The sequence below is a fragment of the Lonepinella koalarum genome, assembly GCF_004565475.1.
Classification (GTDB): Bacteria; Pseudomonadota; Gammaproteobacteria; order Enterobacterales; family Pasteurellaceae; genus Lonepinella; species Lonepinella koalarum.
The window spans coordinates 133,720-157,579 of sequence record NZ_SRHX01000002.1; the positions used below are offsets into that span (position 1 = coordinate 133,720).

Below are 23,860 nucleotides of genomic sequence, written 5' to 3' on the forward strand. Positions count from 1 at the left end.
CGGTTAAAATTTAATAAAATTAATGGGTTAATGCAGTTTTAGGCTCCATATATTCAATATCTAAAGCATCTGCCACACCTTTGAACGTACAATGACCTGCGTAAGTATTTAATCCTTGTAATAACGCAGGATCGGCAAGACAGGCTTTTGTTACGCCTAATTTTGCGATGTCTAGTCCATATTGTAAGGTGGAATCGGTTAACCCTAGGGTAGAAGTTCTTGCCACACAACCCGGCATATTCGCTACACAATAATGAATGATACCTTCCACCTCATAAATCGGATCAACATGAGTAGTGGCTTTTGATGTTTCAAAACAACCACCTTGGTCGATAGCTACATCCACGAGTATTGAACCTTTTTTCATGAGTTTTAGATCTTCACGGGTTAATAAGTGCGGTGTTTTTGCTCCGGGGATTAATACCGCGCCAATCACCACATCCGCATCAGGTAGCAAGTGGAGAATATTACCACGAGAACTGGTTAATGTTTTAATTTTCATAGCAAAAATTTGATCAATGTAGGCTAAACGAGCAGCATTTATATCTAAAATGGTTACATCTGCACCAATTCCCATGGCAATTTGTGCAGCATTCAAACCAACCACTCCTCCTCCTAAGATCACCACTTTCGCTTTGGGGGTACCGGCCGTACCACTTAATAAGACACCTTTACCACCAAAGGTTTTTTGAATATATTTTGCTGCTTCTAATGTTGCTAAGCGACCAGCAATAGAACTCATCGGCGCCAAACAAGGTAAGCCGGTTGGCGTTTTGATGGTTTCATAGGCAATGGCTTGAATTTTTTTCGCTAACAGCATTTCAGTAAGTGGTTTATCAGCGGCAAGATGAAGATAAGTATAGAGAATTTGATTTTCACGGAAATAATGGTATTCGCTTTCAATAGGTTCTTTGACCTTAATAATCATTTCACTTTTGGCAAATAAAGTAGCTTTATCTGTTAATGTGGCACCGGCAGCTTGATACTCTGCATCACTAAAACCAATTTCAGTTCCAGCATCATGTTCAATATAAACCGTATGACCAGCTTCCACATAAGCCAACACATTTGCCGGGGTTAAACCAACACGATATTCTTGAACTTTAACTTCTTTTGGACAACCTATAATCATAATTTCCTCCTGAAAGGGATGTGAATAATAAAGATAAGATGTGAGGATGTAATCATTAATTAACATCTAAATAATATTATACATGGTCGGAAAGGAAATTAATATGAACTTGATCACAAATTATGAGATTAATCACTATTTGTTAAGATAAAGTTAAGATATTGTATTGAATCCTAGCTATTTCTTAATATTAAATTCTTCTACGGCGACGGTGAAAATTCTTACTTGCAGTGTTTTTGCTTTTTGGGGGAGAAACACTTATTGTGGAAAGTTCAAGCCGTCTCACTCGGCGGAAATGGCTTAAAAAGTAATGTACAGAACTAGCTAAAATAACCCCTGCTAAAAAGATAATTAACAATTCTCCATAGAGTTGATGAAAAATCTGATTGATTTTGCTTTGTGTAGTTTGTCCATACTTGGCATCAAACGTGACGCGTAAAAAGCCTTCCAGTCCATTTGCGGAATAAATGGGTTCCACAATTTGCTGCGTGACCATCTCATTATTTTTTACTGGATCTAGCTGTTGTTGCCAGTTTAAGTGATTGCTACTTTGGGCTAATAGTTGACCATTACTTGCATATAAAGAAGCATCGAGTATAAAACTTTCTTTGGTCAGATTATCTAAATTTTCATTAAATTTTTCGGTTTTAGCATTATTCACCAATAGAGTAGAAAGGAAATTAGTTTGTTGTTGCACCAATAAATGAGACAAATTTGCCACTTGGTTTATGCTGGCTAATTGTGATCCGATTTGGAATTGTTTAACACCAAATAAAATTACTCCAACCACAGCTAAACAAAGTCCGCAGATGATCAATATCATACTGAATTTTACTAATTTTTCTTTGATTATTTGCAAGTTGTTTACCCAAATATTTTGTAAATAAGGTATGATTGTAGCACTACAATAAAAAATTAACAGGATTTCTTATGCAAACTATTTTACAAAAATTTCCCCATTTTCCCACCGCACTTTTAAGCGAACAAAAAGTAGTCGAAAAAAACGGATATTCTATTTTATTTAGTTCACAATTAAATCTTGAAAAATTAATGCTGTTTCAACAAAAGTGCGGTGAAAATTTTCAGGTTTTGGATGGTTGGGAAATTGCCAACAATATAGTGCTGTTAATCCAAGGGGAATTTAATCCTGAATTTATTGCTTATGCACACGAATTACAAGTAGATGCAGCGGTGATTAATTTTCATGCGAAATTAAGCCAAGCTGGTTTGCTTGTAATGGATATGGACAGCACCGCGATTAAAATTGAGTGTATTGATGAAATTGCCAAACTAGCGGGAACTGGTGAAGAAGTGTCTGCGATCACCGCTGCCGCCATGCGAGGGGAATTAGATTTTGAACAAAGTTTACGCCGTCGGGTAGGTACTTTAAAAGGGGCAAAAGAAAGTATTTTAGGCGATGTTCGCCGGAATTTACCCTTAATGGAGGGTTTAACCCAAACTGTCAGCGAATTGCAAAAATATGGTTGGAAAATAGCCATTGCATCGGGGGGATTTACCTATTTTGCAGATTATTTGAAAGACATGCTCGGTTTAGATTATGCGGTGTCTAACCAATTTGATATTGTGGATGGAATACTGACTGGCAAAGTGAAAGGCGATATTGTACATGCACAATATAAAGCTAAGGTATTACAGCAGTTAGCCGAGCAGTTTAATATTGATCCTAAAAATACGGTGGCGATTGGTGACGGTGCGAATGATCTCGCCATGATGAGTGTTGCCAATCTTGGTGCGGCATTCCATGCTAAACCAAAAGTACAACAACAGGCTCAAGTTGTGGTAAACTTTGCGGATTTAACAGGATTGCTGTGCTTGCTAAGTGCCAGTGATCGAATTAACAATTTAACTAAATAGGAGAACAAAATGCCATCATTTGATATTGTATCTGAACTCACCATGCACGAAGTGCGTAATGCGGTGGAAAACGCCAACCGAGTATTAAGCTCACGTTATGATTTTCGTGGCGTAGAAGCGGTGATTGAACTGAACGAAAAAAATGAAAGCATAAAAATCACTTCTGAATCAGATTTCCAATTAGAACAACTGTTAGAAATTTTAATCGGCTCTTGTATTAAACGTGATATTGATAGCACATCTTTAGATGTTCCGTCCGAAAGCGAACATCACGGCAAATTGTATTCCAAAGAAATCAAATTAAAACAAGGGATTGAAACCGACATGGCGAAAAAGCTGGTTAAATTGATTAAAGACAGCAAAATCAAAGTACAAACCCAAATTCAAGGGGAACAAGTGCGTGTGACGGGCAAATCTCGTGATGATTTACAAGCTGCAATTCAATTAGTTAAAGGTGCGGAATTGGGGCAGCCATTCCAATTTAATAATTTCCGTGATTAACCTATGCTAAAAACGGCAAAGTGCGGTAAAAAACTGCACTTTTGTACTATTTCAATAAAATTTTGTGATCATGATCACATTTTTATAAATTGTTTCTTTACAATTTATTCTTTTGCTAACTATACTAACCCACATTAGCACTTAGGGTGTTACGTTAATTCGGCAAGCCTAAGCAAAATGATTCTTTCCTATGAAAGTGAAAGTGTTATTTTGCTTAGGCTTTTTTATTGCCTAGCAATTTTAAATTTTAAGAGGAATTCATTATGGCAAAAGATTTTGGCAAACTCGCACAGGACATTCTCCGCTTAGTGGGCGGTGAGCAAAATGTACATTCCTTAGTACATTGTGCAACAAGATTACGTTTTGTGTTAAAAGACCGTACCAAAGCGGATAAAGAAGCACTCAATCAGACCGCTGGGGTGATTAGTGTGGTAGAAAGTGGCGGACAATTTCAGGTGGTGATTGGTAATAATGTACCGAAAGTCTATGCGGAAATAATGAATATTGCCAATATTGAAGCAGGCAATGCAAAAGATTTACCGAAGGCTAGTGTGATTAATCGGGCGATTGATTTCTTAGCCGGCTCCTTTACGCCAATGATTGGGGTCATGGCAGGTTCAGGGATTCTTAAAGGGGTATTAGCTATTCTTTCTGTGGCAGGTTGGATCGATCCGCAATCGGGGACTTATTTGGTGTTAGATGCCACTGCCAGTGCCACCTTTTATTTCTTACCCGTCTTTTTGGCTTTTTCAAGTTCACAAAAATTAAAAACCAGTCCTTATATTGCGGTTGGTGTTGCCACTGCCTTGCTTTACCCTTCTTTGGTAGAAATAGCCAGCCAAGGTCAAGGCTTGGTATTATTTGGTTTTGATGTGGCAGTCATGACTTACACTTACAGCGTGATTCCAATTTTACTGGCGGTGTGGGCTCAATCTTATGTACAACGCTTTTTTGAAAAAATCTGGCATGAATCGGTGCGGAATTTCTTTGCACCAGCTTGTACCTTAGCTGTGGTTGTACCATTAACGTTGCTCGTGATCGGTCCCATCGGTTCAGGTATTGGACAGGCTTTGGCTTCTGCGCTGTCTTGGATGATGGAAGTCAGCCCCGTGCTAACAGGTTTATTTGTGGGCGGTATTTGGCAAGTGTTGGTGATTTTTGGTATTCACTGGAGTGTGGTGCCGATTATGATTAACAATATGGCAGTGATTGGCTTTGATGTGATTGCGCCATTAACAGGGGCCGCCGTACTTGGGCAAGCGGGAGCGACTTTTGCGGTATTTTTAAAATCACGCAATAAAGAGATTAAATCCCTAGCTGGCTCAACCGCTTTTTCAGGTGTTTTGGGGATTACCGAGCCATTAATTTACGGGATTACCTTACGCTTTAAAAAACCGTTTATTTATGGTGTTGTCGGTGGTGCGATTGGCGGGGCGGTAATGACATTGAGTACGGTGAAATGTTTTGCTTTTGGTTTCAGCGGATTATTGCTTTATCCTGTATTAATTGGACCAGAAAGTTCTTTGTTATCCTATTCTTTCGGTTTAGCCACCGCTTTTATCGTAGGCTGTTTATTAACCTATCTTTTCGGCTATAACGATAAGATGTTGCCAAAATCCGCTGATAATGTAGAGCCGACTGACACATCAGCAAATACTGTCGTTCACGCTATTCCATTAGAAAAATTCAGTTTAATCAGCCCGTTACAGGGAGAGGTGCATAAATTAACCAGCATTGAAGATCCAATGTTTTCCTCCGAAGCACTTGGCAAAGGCGTTGCGATTTTGCCGACTAAAGGCGAATTGACTTCACCGGTTAACGGCATCGTTAGCTCAATTTTCCCGACTAAACACGCTTACAATATTGTGTCCGATGATGGCTTGGAAATTCTGATTCATATTGGTATGGATACCGTACAGCTAGGTGGTAAATATTTTGAAGCCTTGGTAACAGACGGTGAGCATATTTCTGCAGGGCAGCTATTAGGTAGATTTGATATTGAGGCAATTACTCAAGCCGGCTATTCTGTCATGACTCCAGTAATTATTGCCAATAGCGAGCGTTATCTTGATGTGATTGTTACCACCGAACCACATATTGCGCAAAATGAACCGTTAATAAAAGTATTACAAACCACCACGGCATAACGGCTTTTCTCTCCGTTTAAGCGTAGAGAATATAGTTTAAATTTAAAAAGTGCGGTGCAAAAAATAAAAAATTTTGCTAAAAATCACCGCACTTTTGAGGAGAAATTCACAATGAAAAAATTATTGATGTTAACTTTCGCTGCTACTGCCTTGTTAAGCGGATGCCAAGCAGTCAATCCGCCTTATTCTCAACAAGCTAAAACGACGATTTTGGTGCAAGGGCAAGAGGGTGGACCGAATGTGCCGAAAGTGATTATTGCATTAAACGATGAAGTAACGAGTCTTGACAACCAGCATATCAGCATTACTACCGCAGGCGTGCAACGTGAGCTGAAAAATGCTTATATTTCAGATGCTCAAGGTAATCCGCAAGCTAAATCAAGGTTCATCACGTTGGAGCTAACCGTGCCTTATCAAGACCATAGCTATGTGGCATCGCCGTTTGTTTATAATATACAAAAATTTATGAATGAATGGGCGACAGAGTATCGGGTTCAAACCGCTATTCAGTCATTGACGATTAATGGTAAAAATTATTCCTTAAATCTCGATCAAGATGCAATCAACAACCGCCTTGTGCCAGACACCGCATTGTTTAACGTGCGCAGTGCGTTTTCGGGCAATTATCGAAATCCATACAATCGGAAAATTGAAAAATTAACCCTACAAACTGCCGCTTTTGAACCTGAGAATTTAAAACAAGGTGAAAAGAATCCGTTGATTATTTGGTTACACGGACAAGGCGAGGGCGGCACCGATCCTGATATTGCGATTTTAGGTAATGAAGCCTCAGCCTTAGCCAAATCACCGATTCAGCATTATTTCCATGCGGGTAAACAAACTGGTGCTTATGTGTTGGTCGTGCAAACGCCAACCTATTGGATGGATGAGGGGGACGGCAAAAATGGCGGTGGAGCGAACCCATCTCGTTATACGCAAATTTTAATGGATACCATTAAAGCCTATGTAAAATCCAATCCTGATGTAGATAGTCGCCGTATTTATTTAGGCGGTGATTCCAACGGTGGCTATATGACGGTGAATATGCTGGTTAATTATCCGCGCTATTTTGCTGCGGCTTATCCAATTTGTGAGGCTTACGCTTATTTCCAACATAAAAAAGATAATCAAGGGCAATATGTCACCCAACAAGGCACGGGTACGGAAGCCTTTGTAACAACCGATAGCCGTTGGTTTAGCACCGCAAAAGCCAATAAAATTAAACATATACCCATTTGGTTTGTGGCATCAAACGATGATCCTGTCGTGAATCCGCACAAATATTCGCAACCGACCTATCAAGCCTTACTCAAAGCAGGTGCAAAAAATGTGTGGTTTTCCTATTTTGAAACGGTGCAAGGTACAGATACTCCAAATACCCGATATTCTGGGCATTTTTCGTGGATTTATGTGCTAAATGATCAAGTGGGTGGCGTACAAAACCCCACCAAGATTTTATCCGCAACAGCACCAAATTATGGCTTTGAACCAAGTAACGCCAACTTTGGCGGTAACTTCCAAGCTAAATTTAATGGAAAAAGCTATTCCAATTTATTTACTTGGTTGAATGATCAACGAAAATAAGGAGAAAAGCATGAAAACTATTTTCAAATTATTACCTGTAGCAACCTTAGTGCTTGCTGCTTGTGTCAGTCAATCCGTACAACAACCAGAGTTGGGGGCAAAAATTTTACCCATTCTTGAGCTAAACGGCTTACGTTTTAAAGATTTCAACCGAAACGGTAAATTAGAACCTTTTGAAGACTGGCGAAATAGCCCTGAGCAACGAGCCAAAGATTTAACTACCCGTCTTTCCATTGAGCAGAAAGTGGGATTGATGTTTCATTCTACTTTGCCAAATAAAAAGGATTCGACTACTGAATATGATTTAGTTGAGCTAAAAAATTTGGTGCAAACTAAACATGTCAACCATTTGATCACACGCCTTGCCACTACGCCAGCCAACTTCGCTGAACAAAATAATCTGGCTCAACAAGTGGCGGAGCAAACTGAATTTGCGATTCCGCTTTCGGTCAGTTCCGATCCGCGTCATCATTTCTTGCGTGTAGCAGGTACACCAGTTAACGAGGGTTTTTCTAAATGGCCAGAAACCTTAGGTTTTGCCGCCTTAAATGATCCACAGTTGACGCAACAATTCGGGCAAATTGCTGGCAAAGAATATCGTGCGGTAGGGATTCAAGTAGCTCTTTCTCCGCAAGCGGATCTTGCGACTGAACCCCGTTGGTCGAGAGTGACTTCTACTTTTGGTTCTAATCCTGACGTAGTGAGCCAACAGGTCGGTGCATATATTGAAGGCTTTCAACAAGGCAATCAAGGGGTAAATCCACAGAGTGTGGCAACCATTGTGAAACACTGGGTGGGCTATGGAGCCGAGCCGAACGGTTATGACGGACATAATTATTACGGACGTAACGCCCAACATACAGCAGACAGTTTCGCTTTGCATGTCAAAGCCTTTGACGGAGCATTTATTGCCAGCACCGCTGGCGTGATGCCAACCTATCCGATTTTGAATGGTGCAACAGTCAATGGTCAACCGTTGGAAAAAGTGGGGGCGGGTTATAGCAAACAATTACTCACGGATTTGTTACGTAATGAAAAAAGCTTTAAAGGCATTATTTTGTCCGATTGGGGTATTACTCGTGATTGTACCAGCCAATGTACCAACCCGACTAAGGCTAATCCACAAACCTTAAAGCAAGTGGCAATGCCTTGGGGCGTGGAAAATTTAACGGTGCAACAACGCTATGTGAAAGCACTCAATGCAGGATTGGATCAATTTGGCGGCACGGATAACGTTGAACCGTTACAAAGTGCGGTGAAAAATGGCGAGATTTCTGAACAACGCCTTGCTCAATCGGTACAGCGGATTCTTGAACAAAAATTTGCACTAGGTTTATTTGAAAATCCTTATGTTGATGTCACCGCAACGGCAACAGTGTTTAATAATGCTGAAACTAAAGCCTTGGCTCATCAGGCTCAACAACAAGCCCAAGTATTATTGGAAAATAATGGCTTAATGCCTGTGCAAAGTGGCAAAAAAGTCTATTTGCATAATGTGGATGCAATGATTGCCAAACAATATGGTTTTACCGTAGTGAAAAAACGTTCACAGGCGGATTTTGCCATTGTTCGACTTGAAACGCCGTTTGAATATCCGCATAGTCAATATTTCTTTGGCAATTTGCAACATGAGGGACGGCTTAATTTTTTAGCTTCCGATAAAGATTATCAAGTAGTGCAAAGTCTTGCCAAAACTCATGTACCGACCATTGTTTCGGTATATATGGACAGACCAGCAATTTTAACCAATATTAAGGATAAAGCCGCTGTACTGATGGTAAATTTCGGCGCGGATGATAATGCTTTATTTGATGTTGTCACAGGCAAAGCTAAAGCTCAAGGCAAATTGCCGTTTGAATTGCCACGTTCAATGCAGGCAGTGGAAAAACAACATCCTGCTTTGCCAGATGATAGTGAAAATCCGCTTTATCCTTATGGCTACAGTTTCAATTAAATTTTATCAACAGAGGACAATATAATGAGTAAATTTCCAAAAGACTTTTTATGGGGCGGTGCCACCGCAGCCAATCAAATTGAGGGCGGTTGGGACGAAGACGGCAAAGGTTTAGCAGGGTCGGATATGGTGGCTTATGTGCCAAAAGAAATCCGCGGGCTAAAATCGGCAGCGATTGATGTCTCTTCCGACCGCATTGATGAGATTTTATCGGGCAAATTTGAGGGGCGTTTCCCTAAACGTCATGGTATTGATTTTTATCATAAATATAAAGATGATATTGCCTTGTTCGGTGAAATGGGGTTTAAATGTTTTCGTATTTCTATTCATTGGGCGAGAATTTTCCCGAACGGTTATGATGAGCAACCCAATGAAGCAGGGTTGAAATATTATGATGATATGTTTGATGAAATGCACAAACATGGCATTGAACCCATGGTTACGCTTTCGCACTATGAAACGCCGTTGGGTTTAACCCAAAAATACAACGGCTGGTTAGGGCGGGAAGTGATAGCACACTTTGTGCGTTATGCGAAAACTGTCTTTAACCGCTATAAAGGCAAAGTGAAATATTGGCTAACGTTCAATGAGATCAATATGGTGACGATGCACAGTGCTTATTGTGGGGCAGGTGTTGTGTTAGATCGGGTAGAAGCCTCCCAACAGGAAAGTGCCAAATATCAAGCGTTACATCATCAATTTTTGGCGAGTAGCCTTGCCACTAAAGCCTTGCATGAAATTGATCCGAATGCCAAAATCGGTTGTATGCTGGCACGCTTACATCATTATGCGTTAACCGCCGATCCTGCCGATCAACGCCAAGCACAATGGGGCAATCAACAAAACTTATTCTTTACCGATGTTCATGCTCGTGGTGAATATCCGAAATATATGTTACGTCATTGGGCGGAAAATAATGTGCAGATCCAAAAGGAAGTGGGCGATGATGAGATTTTGAAACAGCATACGGTGGACTATATTTCATTCAGTTATTATATGAGTTTAGCGGTAACGACCCATCCGCAAGAAGATGGCGATATTGGCGGTAATCTTTTACACGGGGTGAAAAATCCGTACTTAAAAGCCTCTGATTGGGGCTGGCAAATTGACCCAGTAGGTTTGCGGATTACCTTAAACGATATGTACGACCGCTACCAAAAACCGTTATTTATTGTGGAAAACGGGCTAGGTGCTTATGACCAAGTTGAAAACGGTAAAATTCACGATAGCTACCGTATTGATTATCTTAAAGCGCATATCGAACAAATGGCAGAAGCCATTGCGGACGGTGTGGATCTTTGGGGTTATTTAGAATGGGGACCGATTGATTTAGTCAGTATGTCAACCTCCGAAATGAGTAAACGCTACGGCTTTATTTATGTGGATATTGACGATGACGGCAACGGCACGGGCGAACGTATTCGCAAGGATTCATTCTATTGGTATAAAAAAGTCATTGCCAGCAATGGGGAAGATTTAGGCTAACCTTAGGTCTTCACAACCTTTCAAGTGCGGTGAAAAAAATCAGCATTTTTTACACCGCACTTTTTTGCTTTTGTGCGATAGCACTTTCATTTACGAATAATGCGTTGAATATGAATAGCTAAATATAACTGTTCATCTTGATTTAAGGTTTTATCAAAATTTTTAACTAAGTATTTATTAATTTTTTCCACACATTGATACACATCAGGATAGGCTTTTCGGGTTTGTTGATAGAGAAAATCATCACCAAAATTGGGTATTTCCTGATTGGAGAATAAGCGTTGCGAAAAATGTTGTAAATGGGTGATAAATCGTCCGCAATCAAAATCATTAGGATCTAATACCAGATTAAAATGATAACCGACAATCGCTAAAATATCTTTAATGATTTGCATAGTACGATAAGTTTCAGGCATTTCACTGTCTGTACGGGCATTAAAAATATGTAAAGCGATAAATCCTGCTTCATCATCGCTCATTTCCACCTTCATTTCACGATTAATTAATTGCACCGCATACTGTCCAATGGCAAATTCCTTTTTATAGAGGCGTTGAATTTCATAGGACAAGCCATTTTGGATCGGTTGTTGATGACGAAGTCGTTCTACTGCATGATAAATATGATCGGTTAAACTGACATAAATATTATTGGACAATTCCGTCCCTAACAGATGATTGGCGTGGTTGATAATACGATGGGTTAAACGAAAATATTGTGGTGGAATTTCACTTAAAATTTCAGTTAAATGAGTCGCAAAAATACTTTTATTTAAACTAAAGGTCTTCTCAATAGCTTGCTCATTAACCAAATCTCCCACTTTTTTGTTAAAGGAAATGCCTTTGCCCAAAATAACTAATTCTGTGCCATGTTCATTTTCTGCCAAGATAGCGTTGTTGTTAAAGATCTTAGTAATTTTTAGCATAGCAATTTCCCGTATATTCAATCATAAAAGGTGGAAAATTCCAGACTCAATTTCATTATAGATAAACCTGACATAAAGTCTATTGGTTATAATAAAAAATATTTTTTTAATTTATGACGGAGATCACATTTTTTTTACAAAAATTGGAGTAGACTTTCTTCCGCTGTATGGAAATAAACAAAAACTTCAAATCTTAAGGAGAACATTATGAGCACTCTTAATTATTTACAAAAAATAGGGCGTGCACTGATGGTGCCGGTGGCGGCATTGCCAGCAGCGGCACTATTAATGGGCGTAGGTTATTGGCTTGACCCTGATGGTTGGGGAGCAAATAGCCAATTGGCGGCATTATTAATTAAATCGGGTGGTGCGATTATCGATCAAATGCCGTTTCTATTTGCTATTGGTGTAGCGTTTGGGATGTCAGAAGATAAACATGGTTCCGCCGCACTTTCCGGTTTAGTTGGCTATTTAGTGGTGACTACCTTACTTTCCCCCGGTGCAGTCGCTCAATTACAAGGCATTGCGGCGGATCAAGTGCCAGCTGCCTTTAATAAAATTAACAATCAGTTTATCGGTATTTTAGTTGGGGTAATTTCCGCAGAATTGTATAACCGTTTCCATACCGTTGAACTACCTAAAGCCTTGGCTTTCTTTAGTGGTAAACGGCTAGTACCAATTGTGGTGTCTTTGGTGATGATTATTGTTGCCTTTGTGTTACTTTATGTTTGGCCAGTGATTTTTGGTGGCTTGGTGTCTTTCGGGGAATCCATTAAAGATTTAGGGGCGACTGGTGCGGGTATTTATGCTTTCTTTAACCGTTTATTGATCCCTGTTGGTTTACATCACGCGTTGAACTCTGTATTCTGGTTTGATGTAGCGGGTATCAATGATATTCCAAATTTCTTAGGTGGTGCTCAATCTCTTGCCGATGGTAAAGCTGTTTTAGGTGTAACCGGTATGTATCAAGCCGGTTTCTTCCCTGTCATGATGTTTGGTTTACCAGCCGCTGCACTGGCGATTTATCACAGTGCCAAACCTGCCAAAAAAGCCCAAATTGCATCTATTATGTTTGCCGCTGCATTGGCATCATTCTTCACTGGTATCACTGAACCACTTGAATTTGCCTTTATGTTTGTGGCACCAGTGCTTTATGTAGTACATGCACTGTTAACCGCACTTTCTGTCTATATAGCAGCAACCATGCATTGGATCGCTGGTTTTGGGTTTAGTGCAGGGTTAGTGGATATGGTGCTTTCTTCTCGTAATCCATTGGCCGTGAATTGGTATATGCTGATTGTACAAGGTTTAATCTTTGCCGGCATTTACTATGTATTGTTCCGTGCGGTAATCAAAATGTTTAATTTGAAAACGCCGGGGCGTGAAGATGACGATGTGATCGAAACAGTCGCTGAAAATACTAATTACGCTGAACGAGCGATGCAATTTACGCAAGCTCTCGGTGGTAAACAAAATCTCAGCAATGTTGATTATTGCACCACAAGATTACGTTTAACCGTACAAGATATGAATAAAATCAATGAAGCCAAACTCAAAGCACTCGGTTCGAAAGGTCTAGTGAAAATGGGAAATAATGGTTTACAAGTGATTTTAGGGCTAGAAGCAGAATTTATTGCGGAAGCGATGAAAAAAGCGCATTAATACAGGTTGAGAAAAATCAATGCCCGGTGATTAAACCGGGTATTGAAATCTGAGTCATCATTTGCCTACAACTTCGTAACAAAATTTATTTATATTAACTAAATTTAATGATGCCGTGTATCACAATAGGGATATGAATTTTATTAAGATCAATCAGATAAATCATATTTTATTATGAAGTTAGATCGCATACAGTTTAAATTGGTATAATTTATTTTGTTAACATAATTTTAATGAAATGTCAATATCCTGTTTTTTGTCTAAGACGATCTGCATCACCTATTTTCATTTAACATAATTAAGATTTTTTTATTGCTATTTATTTGTTGAAACCATTCAGCAAAATATAATTTTATTAACATATTGAAATATAATAAAAAGTAATGTTTGTTCAATATGCAAACGGTTGCTTAGTCTAATATGCAACCAATTTAACTCAAGCAGATCCGACCAGTATTTGTTTTTAAAAAATTAACTGTACTTAAAGCATTTTTTGTGGACAATACGCATCCCAGATTGAAGTGGAATTTCAATCTATCAGTATTTTTGTATTAATAATCCAGTAAAGTGTTGAGTCTAACTCTTTTATCAGCTGCATTATTTCTAAACAAGATAAATACGGTAAATAGCGCTATCTAACGCCCGTTAGATACGGATTGTTGTAAAAATAAAAATGGAGATTTTAAAATGTTGTCTAACATTTCAACAAAAGCTTATATTTCAGTAACTGAAGGGTTACGTCATTTCAAAAATGATCAAAAAGGTGTAACAGCGATTGAATACGGTTTAATTGCTATTGTTATTGCAGTATTTATTATTGCGGTATTCTATGGTGATAACGGGTTTGTTGCTAAACTATCATCTAAATTCAGTGAGTTAGCTTCTGCTATTAGTTCTGCAAGTTTTAGTACACCAGCAGGTAAGTGATAAAATACTAGGTACTAGTAGCTAAATTATTGGCTGCTAGTGCCAAGCTAGGAATTTAAGGATGTTATCCAATTTATCAAGTAAAATTTATTTTCTAGTAACTGAATGGTTGCATGATATAAAAAAAGATCAAACAGGTGTCACGACCATTGAATATGGATTAATCATTTTTGTGATTGGACTTTTTTTAATTGCGATGTTGTATAGCCCTAATAGCTTTATCGTTAAATTATCAGATAAATTAGCTGTTTTATCTGACACCATTTCTGATGCCGTCGTAGATAAATAACTTGTGTTATGGCTAAATATTCTTTAGCCAGTTGGATAAATTAAGGAAAATGGATTTTCCAATTCTTCTCATTAATTATACGTTCTTATAATATTTTTAAATTGTTCTTGTTGCAAAAATTTTAACAGTAGCAGAGTTATGTTTAGAGAAGGGTTAATTATATTTCTTAACATCATCACTATTGTTTTATTAATCAATATTTCTTGGTCTGATATTAAATATAGAATTATTGCGAATAAAATAGTTATTGGTTTATGTTTGGTATTCATTATTTTAACTGGATTAAAATATGAAACGCTTTTTATTTTAACCCCCTTGTTTGTATTGCTGATTGGATTTTTATTATTTACCCTGAGGATAATAGGGGGTGGAGATGTTAAACTCATTGCCGCATTAACATTATCTTTACCAAATGATCAAATTCCATCACTTTTCTTTTTTATTACATTCTCTGGACTACTTGTTATTATTGTAGGTTTTCTGTTTTACAGAAAAGCCATTACGGACAATGGTGTGCCTTACGGTGTTGCAATTAGCTTAGGTTATTTAGTCAATATGTGTCTGTATAGCTGATAACCTTTAGCATAATTACTATTATTAACTTTATTAAATTTATAAATTAAGGATTAAAAATGAATTATAGAGTTCTTTTTCTAATTTCATTTCTTATTCTTGCTGTTGGGTTAGGTGGATTATTTTTTATTCCATCATCAAATGATGCTGATTCTGCTGTCACACAAGGCGAACAAGCGACCACAATCAAGGAAGATAAAGAACAGAAATTAATTACCACGGCAGTATTAGTTCGTGATGTGGCGAAAGGAACATTGCTTCAAGCGGAAGATTATACTCTTTCTGATTTAACTGTTGATGTAGATAGCCCTTTAGTTGAGAAGGATTTGAAAGATTGGCTTGATAGTTCGGCTAATCATTCATTACAAGGTTTTTTAGTGAGTGAAAATTTATCTAAGGATTCTTTTTTATCTAAAAATAATATTATTTCACCTGATGATGCTAAATTCTTACTTTCTACTGTCGATAGTGAGCATGAAGTTGCTTATCGTGTTTATATTAAATCACCAGAAGCTTATCTTTTAGATACTGTTTTGGCAGGTAGTTCAGTGTCTGTTTTTGCACAACAAACTGCAAAAGGATTTGATAGTGCAGATAGAAATGAATTAATCAAAATAATAGATAATCTATTAGTGTTATATAGCAAAAAATTTTCCGATGAGGAAATTAAAAATTCTGGTAGCCAAGGTGTGATTGGGTATATTACGGTAAAAGCTGATGCTAACCAAGTTCAGAAAATTTATGCCGTTGCAAAAGAAAGTAAGTTAATTATTTTGCCAACCAATACAGAAGCCTCTACGATTAATCATCGGGGTATGTTTATTAGAAAATTAAGAGGACAATAAGGATGTTGACAACTAGAAAAAAATGGATCACTAAATTTATTGGTTTAGTATTAATCGGTTTATCGTATAACACATTTTCACAAACATTTAATTTGGAAAAAGGACAATCTCGGTTAATTAAATCAGATCAAAAAATTGATACGGTATTTGTTTCTTCGCCTAATGTAGCAGATTATGAAATTTTAGATGATCATAGTTTCATGATTTATACCAAGGAAGAAGGTAAATCAGAAGTTGTTGCATTTGATGAGCAGGGTAATCAAATTAAATCAGATACCATCAATGTCAATGACGCATTAAATAATATTGCAGATACAAATAGACAAATTAAAGCACGCTTTCCTAATAGCAAACTTTCCGTTAAGAAAGTCGGTAAGGCTTATATAATTGAAGGAGAAGCTATTTCAGAAAATGAACGTGATGAGATTAATCGTATTGTGGGGGCTTCATTGGGATCAAGTCCAAAAGTTACCGAATATAAATTGCAACATGCTACTGGTGGTGATGATAAAGTTTCGTTTTTAGATAAATATAGCTATGACGATGTAATCAATAATTCTCAAGTTGCGGATAATGTACAAATCAATGTGAAATTAACCGTGGTGGAAGTCAATAAAAAGTTTTCTGACGCGTTAGGAATTAATTGGAATAATCTACACGGTAATCTTCTCAACAACTTGGGTAAAAGTTTCTCTGGCAGTGGCGGTTTTAATGGGACAAATGGTGGAACCTTATCCCTTAATGCTGATGGGTTAAGTATTTTTATTAATGCGTTAGATAATCAGAACAATGGCAAAATTTTAGCTGAACCGAATGTTTCCATGTTATCGGGTGAGACAGCGGATATTTTAGTTGGGGGAGAACTTCCTTTTGCGCAACGAGATCGTGATGGTAATCCAACCATTATTTACAAAGATTTCGGGATTAAATTAGGGGTCGGTGCAAAATTACAAAAAGATAATCGCATTCGTTTGGCATTAGCTCAAGAAGTCAGTACGTTAGCAGGTAACTATCAGTATGATGGGATTGGTGCGATACCATTCTTTAATACACGTCGTTCTAAATCTACCTTTGAAATTGCGGACGGAGAAAGTTTTATTATTGGTGGTTTACTCAGCCAAGATGATATTGAAGGTTTATCTAAAATTCCTGTGCTAGGTGATATTCCTATTTTAGGATCTTTTTTCCGTAGTGCATCAACACAGCGTGAAAGCCGAGAGTTAGTGATTGTAGCAACGGTAAATTTAGTTAAGGCGGTTAACAGTGAGCAAATTGTTTATCCAACGTTTGAACAAACTGGCACCATGGAACGTTTTTTCCATGTTACCCCGTTGAAAAAAGTTTACCACCAAACACTTATCACTAATTTCTTAAAAGATGGAGGATTTATCCAATGAAAAGAATTTTAGCCGGATTATTTGTAAGCGTTTTCTATCAAGCTGCATTCGGACAGATGAATGAATTGGCAAAAGATATGGCAATAGTACAGCCAACGCAAAGTCAATATGCGATGCAATCTCAATTAGTTAATCGCCATATATTAGCGACTAATACTGATTTGGCAATACACAACGTCATTCGTGATGTAGTTCGAGATGTTGGGAGCGATAAAAGTAAAAATGTCAATATTATTTGGTCGGATTCATCGGCAAAACTTAGTGCTGAACATATTCAAAAAGCATTAATTGCGAAAGGCATTAAAAAAAATAATATTCATATAAAGAGTGTTAGCAAGGATCAGTTACTTTATCCGTTATATGTTGAAGTTGAACATAAAGGAATAAAGAAAACAAATTGCCGTTTTGATACGGCAGAAGATCATATGAGTTTTGATCCTTATAAGCCTTGTGCTACGAAAAATAATTATCGTATTCAATTGAAAAACTAATTGGGAAATTTATTACGGGTCAATTTATGTTGTTACTTGATAAAGAAAATGTTGTTACAGATAGTGCACGAAAAATTGTTATTCTATCTGAAAGAGAAAATATACAGACTTATGTTGCACAATTACTGCGTACTCGTGGTTTAGAACGAATTGAGATTATTGACAAAGATTTTTTAACTGACGATAAAATTACTTTTACGGTAGAAGAAACCGTAGGGGTTATCGCTGATATCCAAAATGAATCTGATGTTGCTATTCTTTCTGAACGTGTTAATGCTATTGTGCCACAAAATATATGGTGTTGCTTAATTGGGACATGTGATTCTATTTCTATTGCACAGAAATTATTGAATAAAAGTATTCTTTATTTTAATACTGATTCGCAATTAATTCAGATGGCAGAAAAGATTATTTCTGCCGGTGTTAATATTCCTCAGATTAGAAATACGATTAAAATTTGTGTATTAGGCTGTAAAGGCGGGATTGGCGCCAGTTTTATTAGTTCACATATAGCAAGTAATATTGTGGCAACCAAAAAAGTTCCTATTTTACTGGCACAGGGTTGCAATGGATCACAAGATTTAGATCTCTTATTTGATAAAAAAGTGCAAGGCGATATTGTTGAATATGAATCAAATTTGCATTTATTTAAAGGTGAACCACTAAGTTTAGACAGTACACTAAGCGAAAAATATAATTTTATTGTTTATGATCAACCTATTTTCAATGTACATCCAGAGCAATTTTCTGGTTTTTTTGAGTATAGCCATAATTTTGTGTTGGTGGTTGAGCGCCGTATTAGTTCATTGCGAGTGGCTAAACAATTCTTAGAACAATGTGAACGTATTCGTAATACCACTGGAAAATCAATTCGTACGTTTATTTGTGTTTCAGATACGTCTTTAGAAATATCTAAATTAATGGCAAAGTCAGATATTGAATCTTTATTAGGTTGTCCTGTTGATGCAGTTATACCATTTTTAAAGAAAACCGAAAGTCGCAATATTTTATCTGTAAATTTAAAACGAATTGGACAAAAAGAAATGCATACTTTGGTGATGAAAGTGCTTGGTACGATTTCACGTGTCTCATTCCGTAGTAATAAAAATAAAAGTTTGCTGTCTTCCATTATTCATTCTTTGACTAAATAAGGAGGTGAATTTCGATGTTAACAAAAAAACAGCAAGTCTTTTTTAGGAATGAGTTACTCAGTAATTTAGATATTGAGAAGCTTGATCAAATACAAGATGAAAGAGATAAAGTGATTGATGAACTCATGCAAATTGTATATCAAGTTTCTGATGTTCATCACCTTTATATTACGTCAGTAGATGCCCGTTTTATGGCGGAAATCATTGCTGATGAAATTGATGGTTATGGACCAATGCGAGAATTAATGGCTGATGACACGGTTAATGATATTTTAGTTAATGGTCCCAACGATATTTGGATAGAACGTGCAGGTTTGTTGGAAAAAACCGATAAATCCTTTATTGATAACGATCAATTAACGGATATTGCAAAACGTTTAGTAGCAAGAGTAGGGCGTCGTATTGATGATTCTTCTCCCTTGGTAGATTCACGTTTGCCTGATGGAAGTCGTTTAAATGTGGTTGTTCAACCAATTGCATTAGATGGGACATCTATTTCTATTCGTAAATTTAGTAAATCGAAAAAATCACTGCAAGAATTAGTAAATTTCGGTTCCATGTCACGAGAAATGGCTAATTTTTTGATTATCGCTGCAAGATCTCGAGTGAATATTATTGTGTCAGGTGGTACGGGATCGGGTAAAACGACGTTGTTGAATGCCCTGTCTAATTATATTTCACCGCAAGAACGTGTTATTACATTGGAAGATACTGCTGAATTACGTTTAGAACAACCGCACGTTGTTCGTTTAGAAACACGTTTAGCAGGTGTTGAACATACTGGAGAGATCACGATGCAAGATTTGGTGATTAATGCGCTGCGTATGCGACCAGAACGTATCATTGTGGGGGAATGTCGTGGTGGTGAAGCATTTCAGATGTTACAAGCGATGAATACTGGACACGATGGTTCCATGTCAACTTTGCACGCAAACAGCCCGAGAGATGCTTTAGCCCGTTTAGAAAGTATGGTGATGATGTCGAATGCTTCACTTCCACTTGAAGCAATTCGCCGTAATATAGCTTCTGCGGTGAATATTATTATTCAAGCCACTCGTTTAAATGACGGTTCAAGAAAGATTGTTAATATTACTGAAATAATGGGTATGGAAAATGGGCAAATTATATTGCAGGACATTTTCAACTTTGAACCAAGTCAATACCGTGATAAAGACGGTAAAATTATCGGAAAATTTATTTGTCATGGCTTATTGAAGCGATCAATTGTTGCACAAAATGCACAGATATTCAATTTAAGTTCAGAGTTGGCGGGTATTTTTGGGGAAATGGAATGAGTATTCTATATTACTTAATACTAGCCTTTGGTATATTATTATTTATTTATACCGCAACAATTTTCTTTTCTGCGCGCAAGAAAATTAATCAACGTAATATTTCATTTAAGACATTTATTAATTTTATTCAAACAGTGAAATCAAAATTAGTATTATGGAAATATTATTTTGTCTCTGGCAATAATAAGAATCTAACTAGAAATATTCTAATTACATTCAGTGTATTTTTTATTATTTATTACTTAAATTATGAATTTATTAAATTGGATAGACTTGTTTTTGTTGGACTTTTCTTAATCCTTTTTATTCTTTTTATTTGGAAAAAAGGACAACGTCATAATAGAAAAGTGTTTGAAGAAATGTTTCCTGAGGTAATACAAATAATGAACTCAGCAACGTCTTCAGGAGCGGGTTTATTGCAAGCATTAGGACATTGTGGCAGAGATATTCCGGGACAATTAGGTGATGAATTTAAAATTATTCATAAACGTTTGTCGATTGGTGAAGATGCTTATTCAGTTTTTAACGATAGCTATAACCGTTATCCCTATAAAGAGTTCTATTTTTTTATTACGATTATTCGTATTAATCTTGATAAAGGAGGTCAAATGCGGGAAGTTATTTCTCGATTAGGTCGAGTGATTGCAGACAGTAAAAAAATGGAAAAGAAAAAGAAAGCAATGACATCGGAAGCTCGTATGTCAGCTATGATTGTAGGCGCTTTCCCAGTAATATTTTTTATTATTATGAAATTTACTATGCCGGATAATTTTGATTATGTGATTGATGATCCAAACGGTCGTATTATTCTTTATTACGTACTTGGCAGTGAAATTTTTGGTATGTCCATTATTTGGTGGTTAATGAGGAAGTCAACATGACATTGAACGTATTTTTATACTATTTCGCATTAACATTATTTGGAATGATTTTATTATTCGTTGCCTTTTCTACTAAGAAGAAATTAGAACGAAATAAAGAATATATTTCAGGTGAAAAACCAAAAGAGAAAGATAATACAGAAACTCAGCAAGGTCAAAATAAACAACAACTTGAGCTAGAACTATTATTAATAAATAATAATACGCTGCTTAAGATATTAGGGATTTTTGATAAGAATTTAAAACTTAAGTTATTATTAACATTCTTTTTATTCGGTGTTTATTATCTTTTTAACCTACAAGATGATTTAATTACATTAGTATTGGCAGGAGCAGGGATATTTGTTTTTGTTATTCTTATTCCAGGGATGACAACCAGTTCAGTATTAAAAAGAAAAGTAAAGAAAATCATGGCAGATTTGCCGGGATTTGTTGACCTTGTGGCTGTCTGTGTACAGACGGGGATAAGTATTGATGCAGCGCTAAAACGTGTTGCAAGCGATTTTGAAGTATTAAATCCTGATCTTACTTATGTGATGTTACGTATTATTCGGAAATCTGAAATTACCGGTCTTAGTGCAGCTTTACAAGATCTAGCAATTTCTTTACCGACTAAAGAAATTCGTATGTTTTGTACTGTATTGCAGCAAAGTCTTAATTTTGGTTCTTCAATTTATTCGCATTTAACGCAATTATCTGCCGATATTCGAGAGATGCAATTGTTAGAAATAGAAGAAAAATTAGGCACACTAGCTGCCAAAATGAGTATTCCATTAATTGTTTTTATTATGTTTCCAATCGTTATTTTAATTTTAGCACCAGGTGCAATGAGGGTATTTCCAAATGTATTTTAATTTAATTAAAAAAGTATTATTTTTAGGTTTCGTTGTTTCTTTAACGGCTTGTGCAAACTTCAATAAACCGTTAACTGCAGAGAATTTTGATGCAAAAGAAAAACTTTATGAAAGCACAAGAAATTATGGTGGATTAATTTCGCTTTACCGTGATTCATTAAAAATAAACGATGATCCAAATGTGCGCTATAAATTAGCAAATAGTTATTACATAAAAGGGGATAATCAATCTTCTATATTATATTTAACACCTTTATTAAACTCGCAAAGTCCTTTAGCCACTCAAGCGAGTATTTTACAGATTAAAAATTTAATTCAACTACAACAATATCCTCAAGCGATTTCGATTGCCAATGCGATGCTTCAGCAAGATTCGAGAAATGCGGAAACTTATAATTTACGTGGTATTGCTTTCGCACATATGGGGCGTTTATCTGATGCTCAAGAGGATATGGGAAAAGCAAGAGAATTTTTTCTTAACGATGTTACAGCAATTAATAATATAGCAATGTTAAGCATTATTAATAATGATTACCGTAATGCAGTGGATCTCTTACTTCCGCAATATTTAAATGGAGTGAAAAATCAACGATTAATTCATAATCTCGTTTTTGCTTTAGTTAAAAACAATGATACAGATTATGCTTTAGATATTATTCGTAAAGAGCGTTTAAATACATCGCCGGATGATCTGATTGCAGCATTAAAAAAGGCAGAAAAAATCACCGCACATGAATAATCAAAATGATAAAAAGGTTAATTTATGATAAAGAATTTAAAGAGAATGCTAGTAAACCCTAATGGGGTTTCTAGTATAGAATTTTCGATCACAATTGGTGTTTTCTTTTTTGTGGTGTTTATGATTTTTGAATTGTGTCGCTTAGCAGTTATTTCTGCCTATTGGGATTTAGCCATTGCGGAGAGTGTGAGAATAGTTAAAAACCAACAGGCACCCAATAATGATTATGCGACCTTGTTTAAAAAGACGTTATTGGAGCAACGTCAAAGTTTAGAAAGTGCAACCATCGGTTTATTAGCGGAACATCGTAATTCATTAGAAGTAGAAGTGAAATATGTAGATAGTGTTGAGCATTTAGCTAATCAAAATTTTATACAATCAGAAGTTACACAAAATAAACAGACATCTACTTCGATAGGTCGCAATGCAGCATTGGCATTATACATATTGAAATATAATTATAGTCCTATTGTGCCACTGCCGTTTTTGCCGACAAGTTGGACGAATCATTTATTAGAAAGAAAAATTGTAATGGTACAAGAATATGAAAGATCGAAATTTGACTACACGAATTAAATTTTTTTCTAGCAATGAAAAAGGCTCGGTCGCTATTGAGTTTGTTCTTATCATGATCGTGTTGGCTTTTATCTTTGCTTTTATGGCAGATTTAGTTTTTATGCGTTCAAGTCTAGGTAAATTAGATAATGCTTCTTATTCATTAGTGAATGTATTGCGCGAACGCCGGCAATTGTATGATGAGACAATTTCAGGTAGTAAAACAATAACAAATAGCGATCTAGTTACTTTTCGGAAATTAGCATCACAAATTCTGTATGGAGATAATAGCCATGACAATGATGTGATAATTGTTTTGGAACAGCTAACTTTTACGGGGGAAACACCAATTTTACCGCATACAAAATTAGGAGATGATAGCAAATGTCCTCCAGCTACATCATTAGATAAGTTAAAAGACTTATCACCTCGTTCAGAGATTAACGGTGAACGGAAAATTCCACTGTATCAAGTAACGGTTTGTATGAATATTGGTAGTGGTTTATTTAGAGCCTTATTAGCGAAAGATAGTACTAAATTAGACGGAATGTTACGTTCTAGTTCTTTAGGCGTGTCTCGTTAATAATTATATAAGAGATT

23 protein-coding genes are annotated in these 23,860 nt (G+C 36.6%); 20 read left to right on the forward strand and 3 right to left on the reverse strand.

Annotated features, from left to right (window positions below; translation table 11 throughout):
- Positions 1 to 19: 19 nt before the first annotated feature.
- Entirely contained in the window at positions 20 to 1,132 is a 1,113-nt protein-coding gene (ald, locus tag E0709_RS03350; RefSeq protein WP_132301570.1) for an alanine dehydrogenase, read from the reverse strand.
- A gap of 190 nt (positions 1,133 to 1,322) precedes the next feature.
- Positions 1,323 to 1,991: a YtjB family periplasmic protein gene (locus E0709_RS03355; RefSeq protein WP_132301568.1), complete on the reverse strand. Its 669-nt coding sequence runs from the start codon at positions 1,989 to 1,991 to the stop codon at positions 1,323 to 1,325.
- Positions 1,992 to 2,062: 71 nt separating this feature from the next.
- On the opposite strand from E0709_RS03355, the gene serB reads away from it, so the two are divergent.
- The 6 genes from serB to E0709_RS03385 all read left to right on the forward strand — a co-directional run bounded on the left by serB (position 2,063) and on the right by E0709_RS03385 (position 10,678).
- The gene (gene serB, locus E0709_RS03360; protein ID WP_132301566.1) at positions 2,063 to 3,007 is read left to right on the forward strand and encodes a phosphoserine phosphatase; all 945 of its coding nucleotides are present in this window, start codon (positions 2,063 to 2,065) and stop codon (positions 3,005 to 3,007) included.
- A 9-nt stretch (positions 3,008 to 3,016) separates the two neighbouring features.
- A complete protein-coding gene (locus tag E0709_RS03365) occupies positions 3,017 to 3,508 on the forward strand; it encodes a YajQ family cyclic di-GMP-binding protein (RefSeq protein WP_132301564.1) in 492 nt (163 codons plus the stop codon).
- 263 nt (positions 3,509 to 3,771) lie between these two features.
- On the forward strand, positions 3,772 to 5,655 hold the full coding sequence (locus E0709_RS03370; protein ID WP_132301562.1) for a beta-glucoside-specific PTS transporter subunit IIABC: 1,884 nt from the start codon (positions 3,772 to 3,774) through the stop codon (positions 5,653 to 5,655).
- A 111-nt stretch (positions 5,656 to 5,766) separates the two neighbouring features.
- Positions 5,767 to 7,239: a prolyl oligopeptidase family serine peptidase gene (locus tag E0709_RS03375; protein WP_207905230.1), complete on the forward strand. Its 1,473-nt coding sequence runs from the start codon at positions 5,767 to 5,769 to the stop codon at positions 7,237 to 7,239.
- 10 nt (positions 7,240 to 7,249) lie between these two features.
- Positions 7,250 to 9,193 carry a glycoside hydrolase family 3 protein gene (locus E0709_RS03380; RefSeq protein ID WP_132301560.1) on the forward strand — a complete coding sequence of 648 codons (1,944 nt, stop codon included), beginning with the start codon at positions 7,250 to 7,252 and terminating at the stop codon, positions 9,191 to 9,193.
- A 24-nt stretch (positions 9,194 to 9,217) separates the two neighbouring features.
- Positions 9,218 to 10,678: a glycoside hydrolase family 1 protein gene (locus E0709_RS03385; RefSeq protein WP_132301558.1), complete on the forward strand. Its 1,461-nt coding sequence runs from the start codon at positions 9,218 to 9,220 to the stop codon at positions 10,676 to 10,678.
- A gap of 86 nt (positions 10,679 to 10,764) precedes the next feature.
- On the opposite strand, the gene licT is transcribed toward E0709_RS03385, so the two are convergent.
- Positions 10,765 to 11,601, reverse strand: a complete 837-nt coding sequence (gene licT / locus E0709_RS03390; RefSeq protein WP_132301556.1) for a BglG family transcription antiterminator LicT — start codon at positions 11,599 to 11,601, stop codon at positions 10,765 to 10,767.
- A gap of 207 nt (positions 11,602 to 11,808) precedes the next feature.
- Here licT and nagE point away from each other — a divergent pair, with 207 nt between their 5' ends.
- The 14 genes from nagE to tadF all read left to right on the forward strand — a co-directional run bounded on the left by nagE (position 11,809) and on the right by tadF (position 23,843).
- Positions 11,809 to 13,263 carry an N-acetylglucosamine-specific PTS transporter subunit IIBC gene (gene nagE / locus E0709_RS03395; RefSeq protein ID WP_132301554.1) on the forward strand — a complete coding sequence of 485 codons (1,455 nt, stop codon included), beginning with the start codon at positions 11,809 to 11,811 and terminating at the stop codon, positions 13,261 to 13,263.
- A gap of 687 nt (positions 13,264 to 13,950) precedes the next feature.
- Positions 13,951 to 14,190 (forward strand): Flp family type IVb pilin, encoded by a 240-nt coding sequence (locus tag E0709_RS03400; protein WP_132301552.1) that lies wholly within the window; start codon positions 13,951 to 13,953, stop codon positions 14,188 to 14,190.
- 61 nt (positions 14,191 to 14,251) lie between these two features.
- A complete protein-coding gene (locus E0709_RS03405) occupies positions 14,252 to 14,479 on the forward strand; it encodes a Flp family type IVb pilin (RefSeq protein ID WP_132301550.1) in 228 nt (75 codons plus the stop codon).
- 138 nt (positions 14,480 to 14,617) lie between these two features.
- A complete protein-coding gene (locus E0709_RS03410; RefSeq protein ID WP_132301548.1) occupies positions 14,618 to 15,052 on the forward strand; it encodes an A24 family peptidase in 435 nt (144 codons plus the stop codon).
- A gap of 59 nt (positions 15,053 to 15,111) precedes the next feature.
- Positions 15,112 to 15,897 (forward strand): SAF domain-containing protein, encoded by a 786-nt coding sequence (locus E0709_RS03415; protein ID WP_132301546.1) that lies wholly within the window; start codon positions 15,112 to 15,114, stop codon positions 15,895 to 15,897.
- 2 nt (positions 15,898 to 15,899) lie between these two features.
- Positions 15,900 to 17,294, forward strand: a complete 1,395-nt coding sequence (locus tag E0709_RS03420) for a type II and III secretion system protein family protein (RefSeq protein WP_132301544.1) — start codon at positions 15,900 to 15,902, stop codon at positions 17,292 to 17,294.
- Positions 17,291 to 17,785 (forward strand): protein RcpB, encoded by a 495-nt coding sequence (locus tag E0709_RS03425; RefSeq protein ID WP_132301542.1) that lies wholly within the window; start codon positions 17,291 to 17,293, stop codon positions 17,783 to 17,785. Before E0709_RS03420 ends, E0709_RS03425 begins: the two co-directional genes overlap by 4 nt.
- Before the next feature lie 26 nt (positions 17,786 to 17,811).
- Entirely contained in the window at positions 17,812 to 18,936 is a 1,125-nt protein-coding gene (locus tag E0709_RS03430) for a CpaE/TadZ family protein (RefSeq protein WP_132301540.1), read from the forward strand.
- A gap of 14 nt (positions 18,937 to 18,950) precedes the next feature.
- Positions 18,951 to 20,231, forward strand: a complete 1,281-nt coding sequence (locus tag E0709_RS03435) for a TadA family conjugal transfer-associated ATPase (RefSeq protein ID WP_132301538.1) — start codon at positions 18,951 to 18,953, stop codon at positions 20,229 to 20,231.
- A complete protein-coding gene (locus tag E0709_RS03440) occupies positions 20,228 to 21,112 on the forward strand; it encodes a type II secretion system F family protein (RefSeq protein ID WP_132301536.1) in 885 nt (294 codons plus the stop codon). Before E0709_RS03435 ends, E0709_RS03440 begins: the two co-directional genes overlap by 4 nt.
- A complete protein-coding gene (locus E0709_RS03445; protein WP_132301534.1) occupies positions 21,109 to 21,966 on the forward strand; it encodes a type II secretion system F family protein in 858 nt (285 codons plus the stop codon). The genes E0709_RS03440 and E0709_RS03445 overlap by 4 nt, the downstream gene beginning before the upstream one ends.
- Positions 21,956 to 22,705, forward strand: coding sequence for a tetratricopeptide repeat protein (locus E0709_RS03450; protein WP_132301532.1), 750 nt, complete (start codon positions 21,956 to 21,958; stop codon positions 22,703 to 22,705). Before E0709_RS03445 ends, E0709_RS03450 begins: the two co-directional genes overlap by 11 nt.
- Positions 22,706 to 22,750: 45 nt before the next feature.
- Positions 22,751 to 23,281, forward strand: a complete 531-nt coding sequence (locus E0709_RS03455; protein WP_132301530.1) for a TadE/TadG family type IV pilus assembly protein — start codon at positions 22,751 to 22,753, stop codon at positions 23,279 to 23,281.
- Positions 23,265 to 23,843, forward strand: coding sequence for a tight adherence pilus pseudopilin TadF (tadF, locus tag E0709_RS03460; RefSeq protein ID WP_243640859.1), 579 nt, complete (start codon positions 23,265 to 23,267; stop codon positions 23,841 to 23,843). The genes E0709_RS03455 and tadF overlap by 17 nt, the downstream gene beginning before the upstream one ends.
- Positions 23,844 to 23,860 lie beyond the last annotated feature (17 nt).

Coding starts and splice junctions, on each gene's coding strand:
- E0709_RS03440 (WP_132301536.1), top strand. CDS start 20,228: ATGAGTATTCTATATTACTTAATACTAGCCTTTGGTATATTATTATTT.
- E0709_RS03375 (WP_207905230.1), top strand. CDS start 5,767: ATGAAAAAATTATTGATGTTAACTTTCGCTGCTACTGCCTTGTTAAGC.
- E0709_RS03400 (WP_132301552.1), top strand. CDS start 13,951: ATGTTGTCTAACATTTCAACAAAAGCTTATATTTCAGTAACTGAAGGG.
- E0709_RS03415 (WP_132301546.1), top strand. CDS start 15,112: ATGAATTATAGAGTTCTTTTTCTAATTTCATTTCTTATTCTTGCTGTT.
- E0709_RS03425 (WP_132301542.1), top strand. CDS start 17,291: ATGAAAAGAATTTTAGCCGGATTATTTGTAAGCGTTTTCTATCAAGCT.
- E0709_RS03410 (WP_132301548.1), top strand. CDS start 14,618: ATGTTTAGAGAAGGGTTAATTATATTTCTTAACATCATCACTATTGTT.
- E0709_RS03385 (WP_132301558.1), top strand. CDS start 9,218: ATGAGTAAATTTCCAAAAGACTTTTTATGGGGCGGTGCCACCGCAGCC.
- serB (WP_132301566.1), top strand. CDS start 2,063: ATGCAAACTATTTTACAAAAATTTCCCCATTTTCCCACCGCACTTTTA.
- nagE (WP_132301554.1), top strand. CDS start 11,809: ATGAGCACTCTTAATTATTTACAAAAAATAGGGCGTGCACTGATGGTG.
- E0709_RS03370 (WP_132301562.1), top strand. CDS start 3,772: ATGGCAAAAGATTTTGGCAAACTCGCACAGGACATTCTCCGCTTAGTG.
- E0709_RS03405 (WP_132301550.1), top strand. CDS start 14,252: ATGTTATCCAATTTATCAAGTAAAATTTATTTTCTAGTAACTGAATGG.
- E0709_RS03445 (WP_132301534.1), top strand. CDS start 21,109: ATGACATTGAACGTATTTTTATACTATTTCGCATTAACATTATTTGGA.
- E0709_RS03435 (WP_132301538.1), top strand. CDS start 18,951: ATGTTAACAAAAAAACAGCAAGTCTTTTTTAGGAATGAGTTACTCAGT.
- ald (WP_132301570.1), bottom strand. CDS start 1,132: ATGATTATAGGTTGTCCAAAAGAAGTTAAAGTTCAAGAATATCGTGTT.
- E0709_RS03420 (WP_132301544.1), top strand. CDS start 15,900: ATGTTGACAACTAGAAAAAAATGGATCACTAAATTTATTGGTTTAGTA.
- E0709_RS03365 (WP_132301564.1), top strand. CDS start 3,017: ATGCCATCATTTGATATTGTATCTGAACTCACCATGCACGAAGTGCGT.
- E0709_RS03455 (WP_132301530.1), top strand. CDS start 22,751: ATGCTAGTAAACCCTAATGGGGTTTCTAGTATAGAATTTTCGATCACA.
- E0709_RS03450 (WP_132301532.1), top strand. CDS start 21,956: ATGTATTTTAATTTAATTAAAAAAGTATTATTTTTAGGTTTCGTTGTT.
- E0709_RS03380 (WP_132301560.1), top strand. CDS start 7,250: ATGAAAACTATTTTCAAATTATTACCTGTAGCAACCTTAGTGCTTGCT.
- E0709_RS03430 (WP_132301540.1), top strand. CDS start 17,812: ATGTTGTTACTTGATAAAGAAAATGTTGTTACAGATAGTGCACGAAAA.
- licT (WP_132301556.1), bottom strand. CDS start 11,601: ATGCTAAAAATTACTAAGATCTTTAACAACAACGCTATCTTGGCAGAA.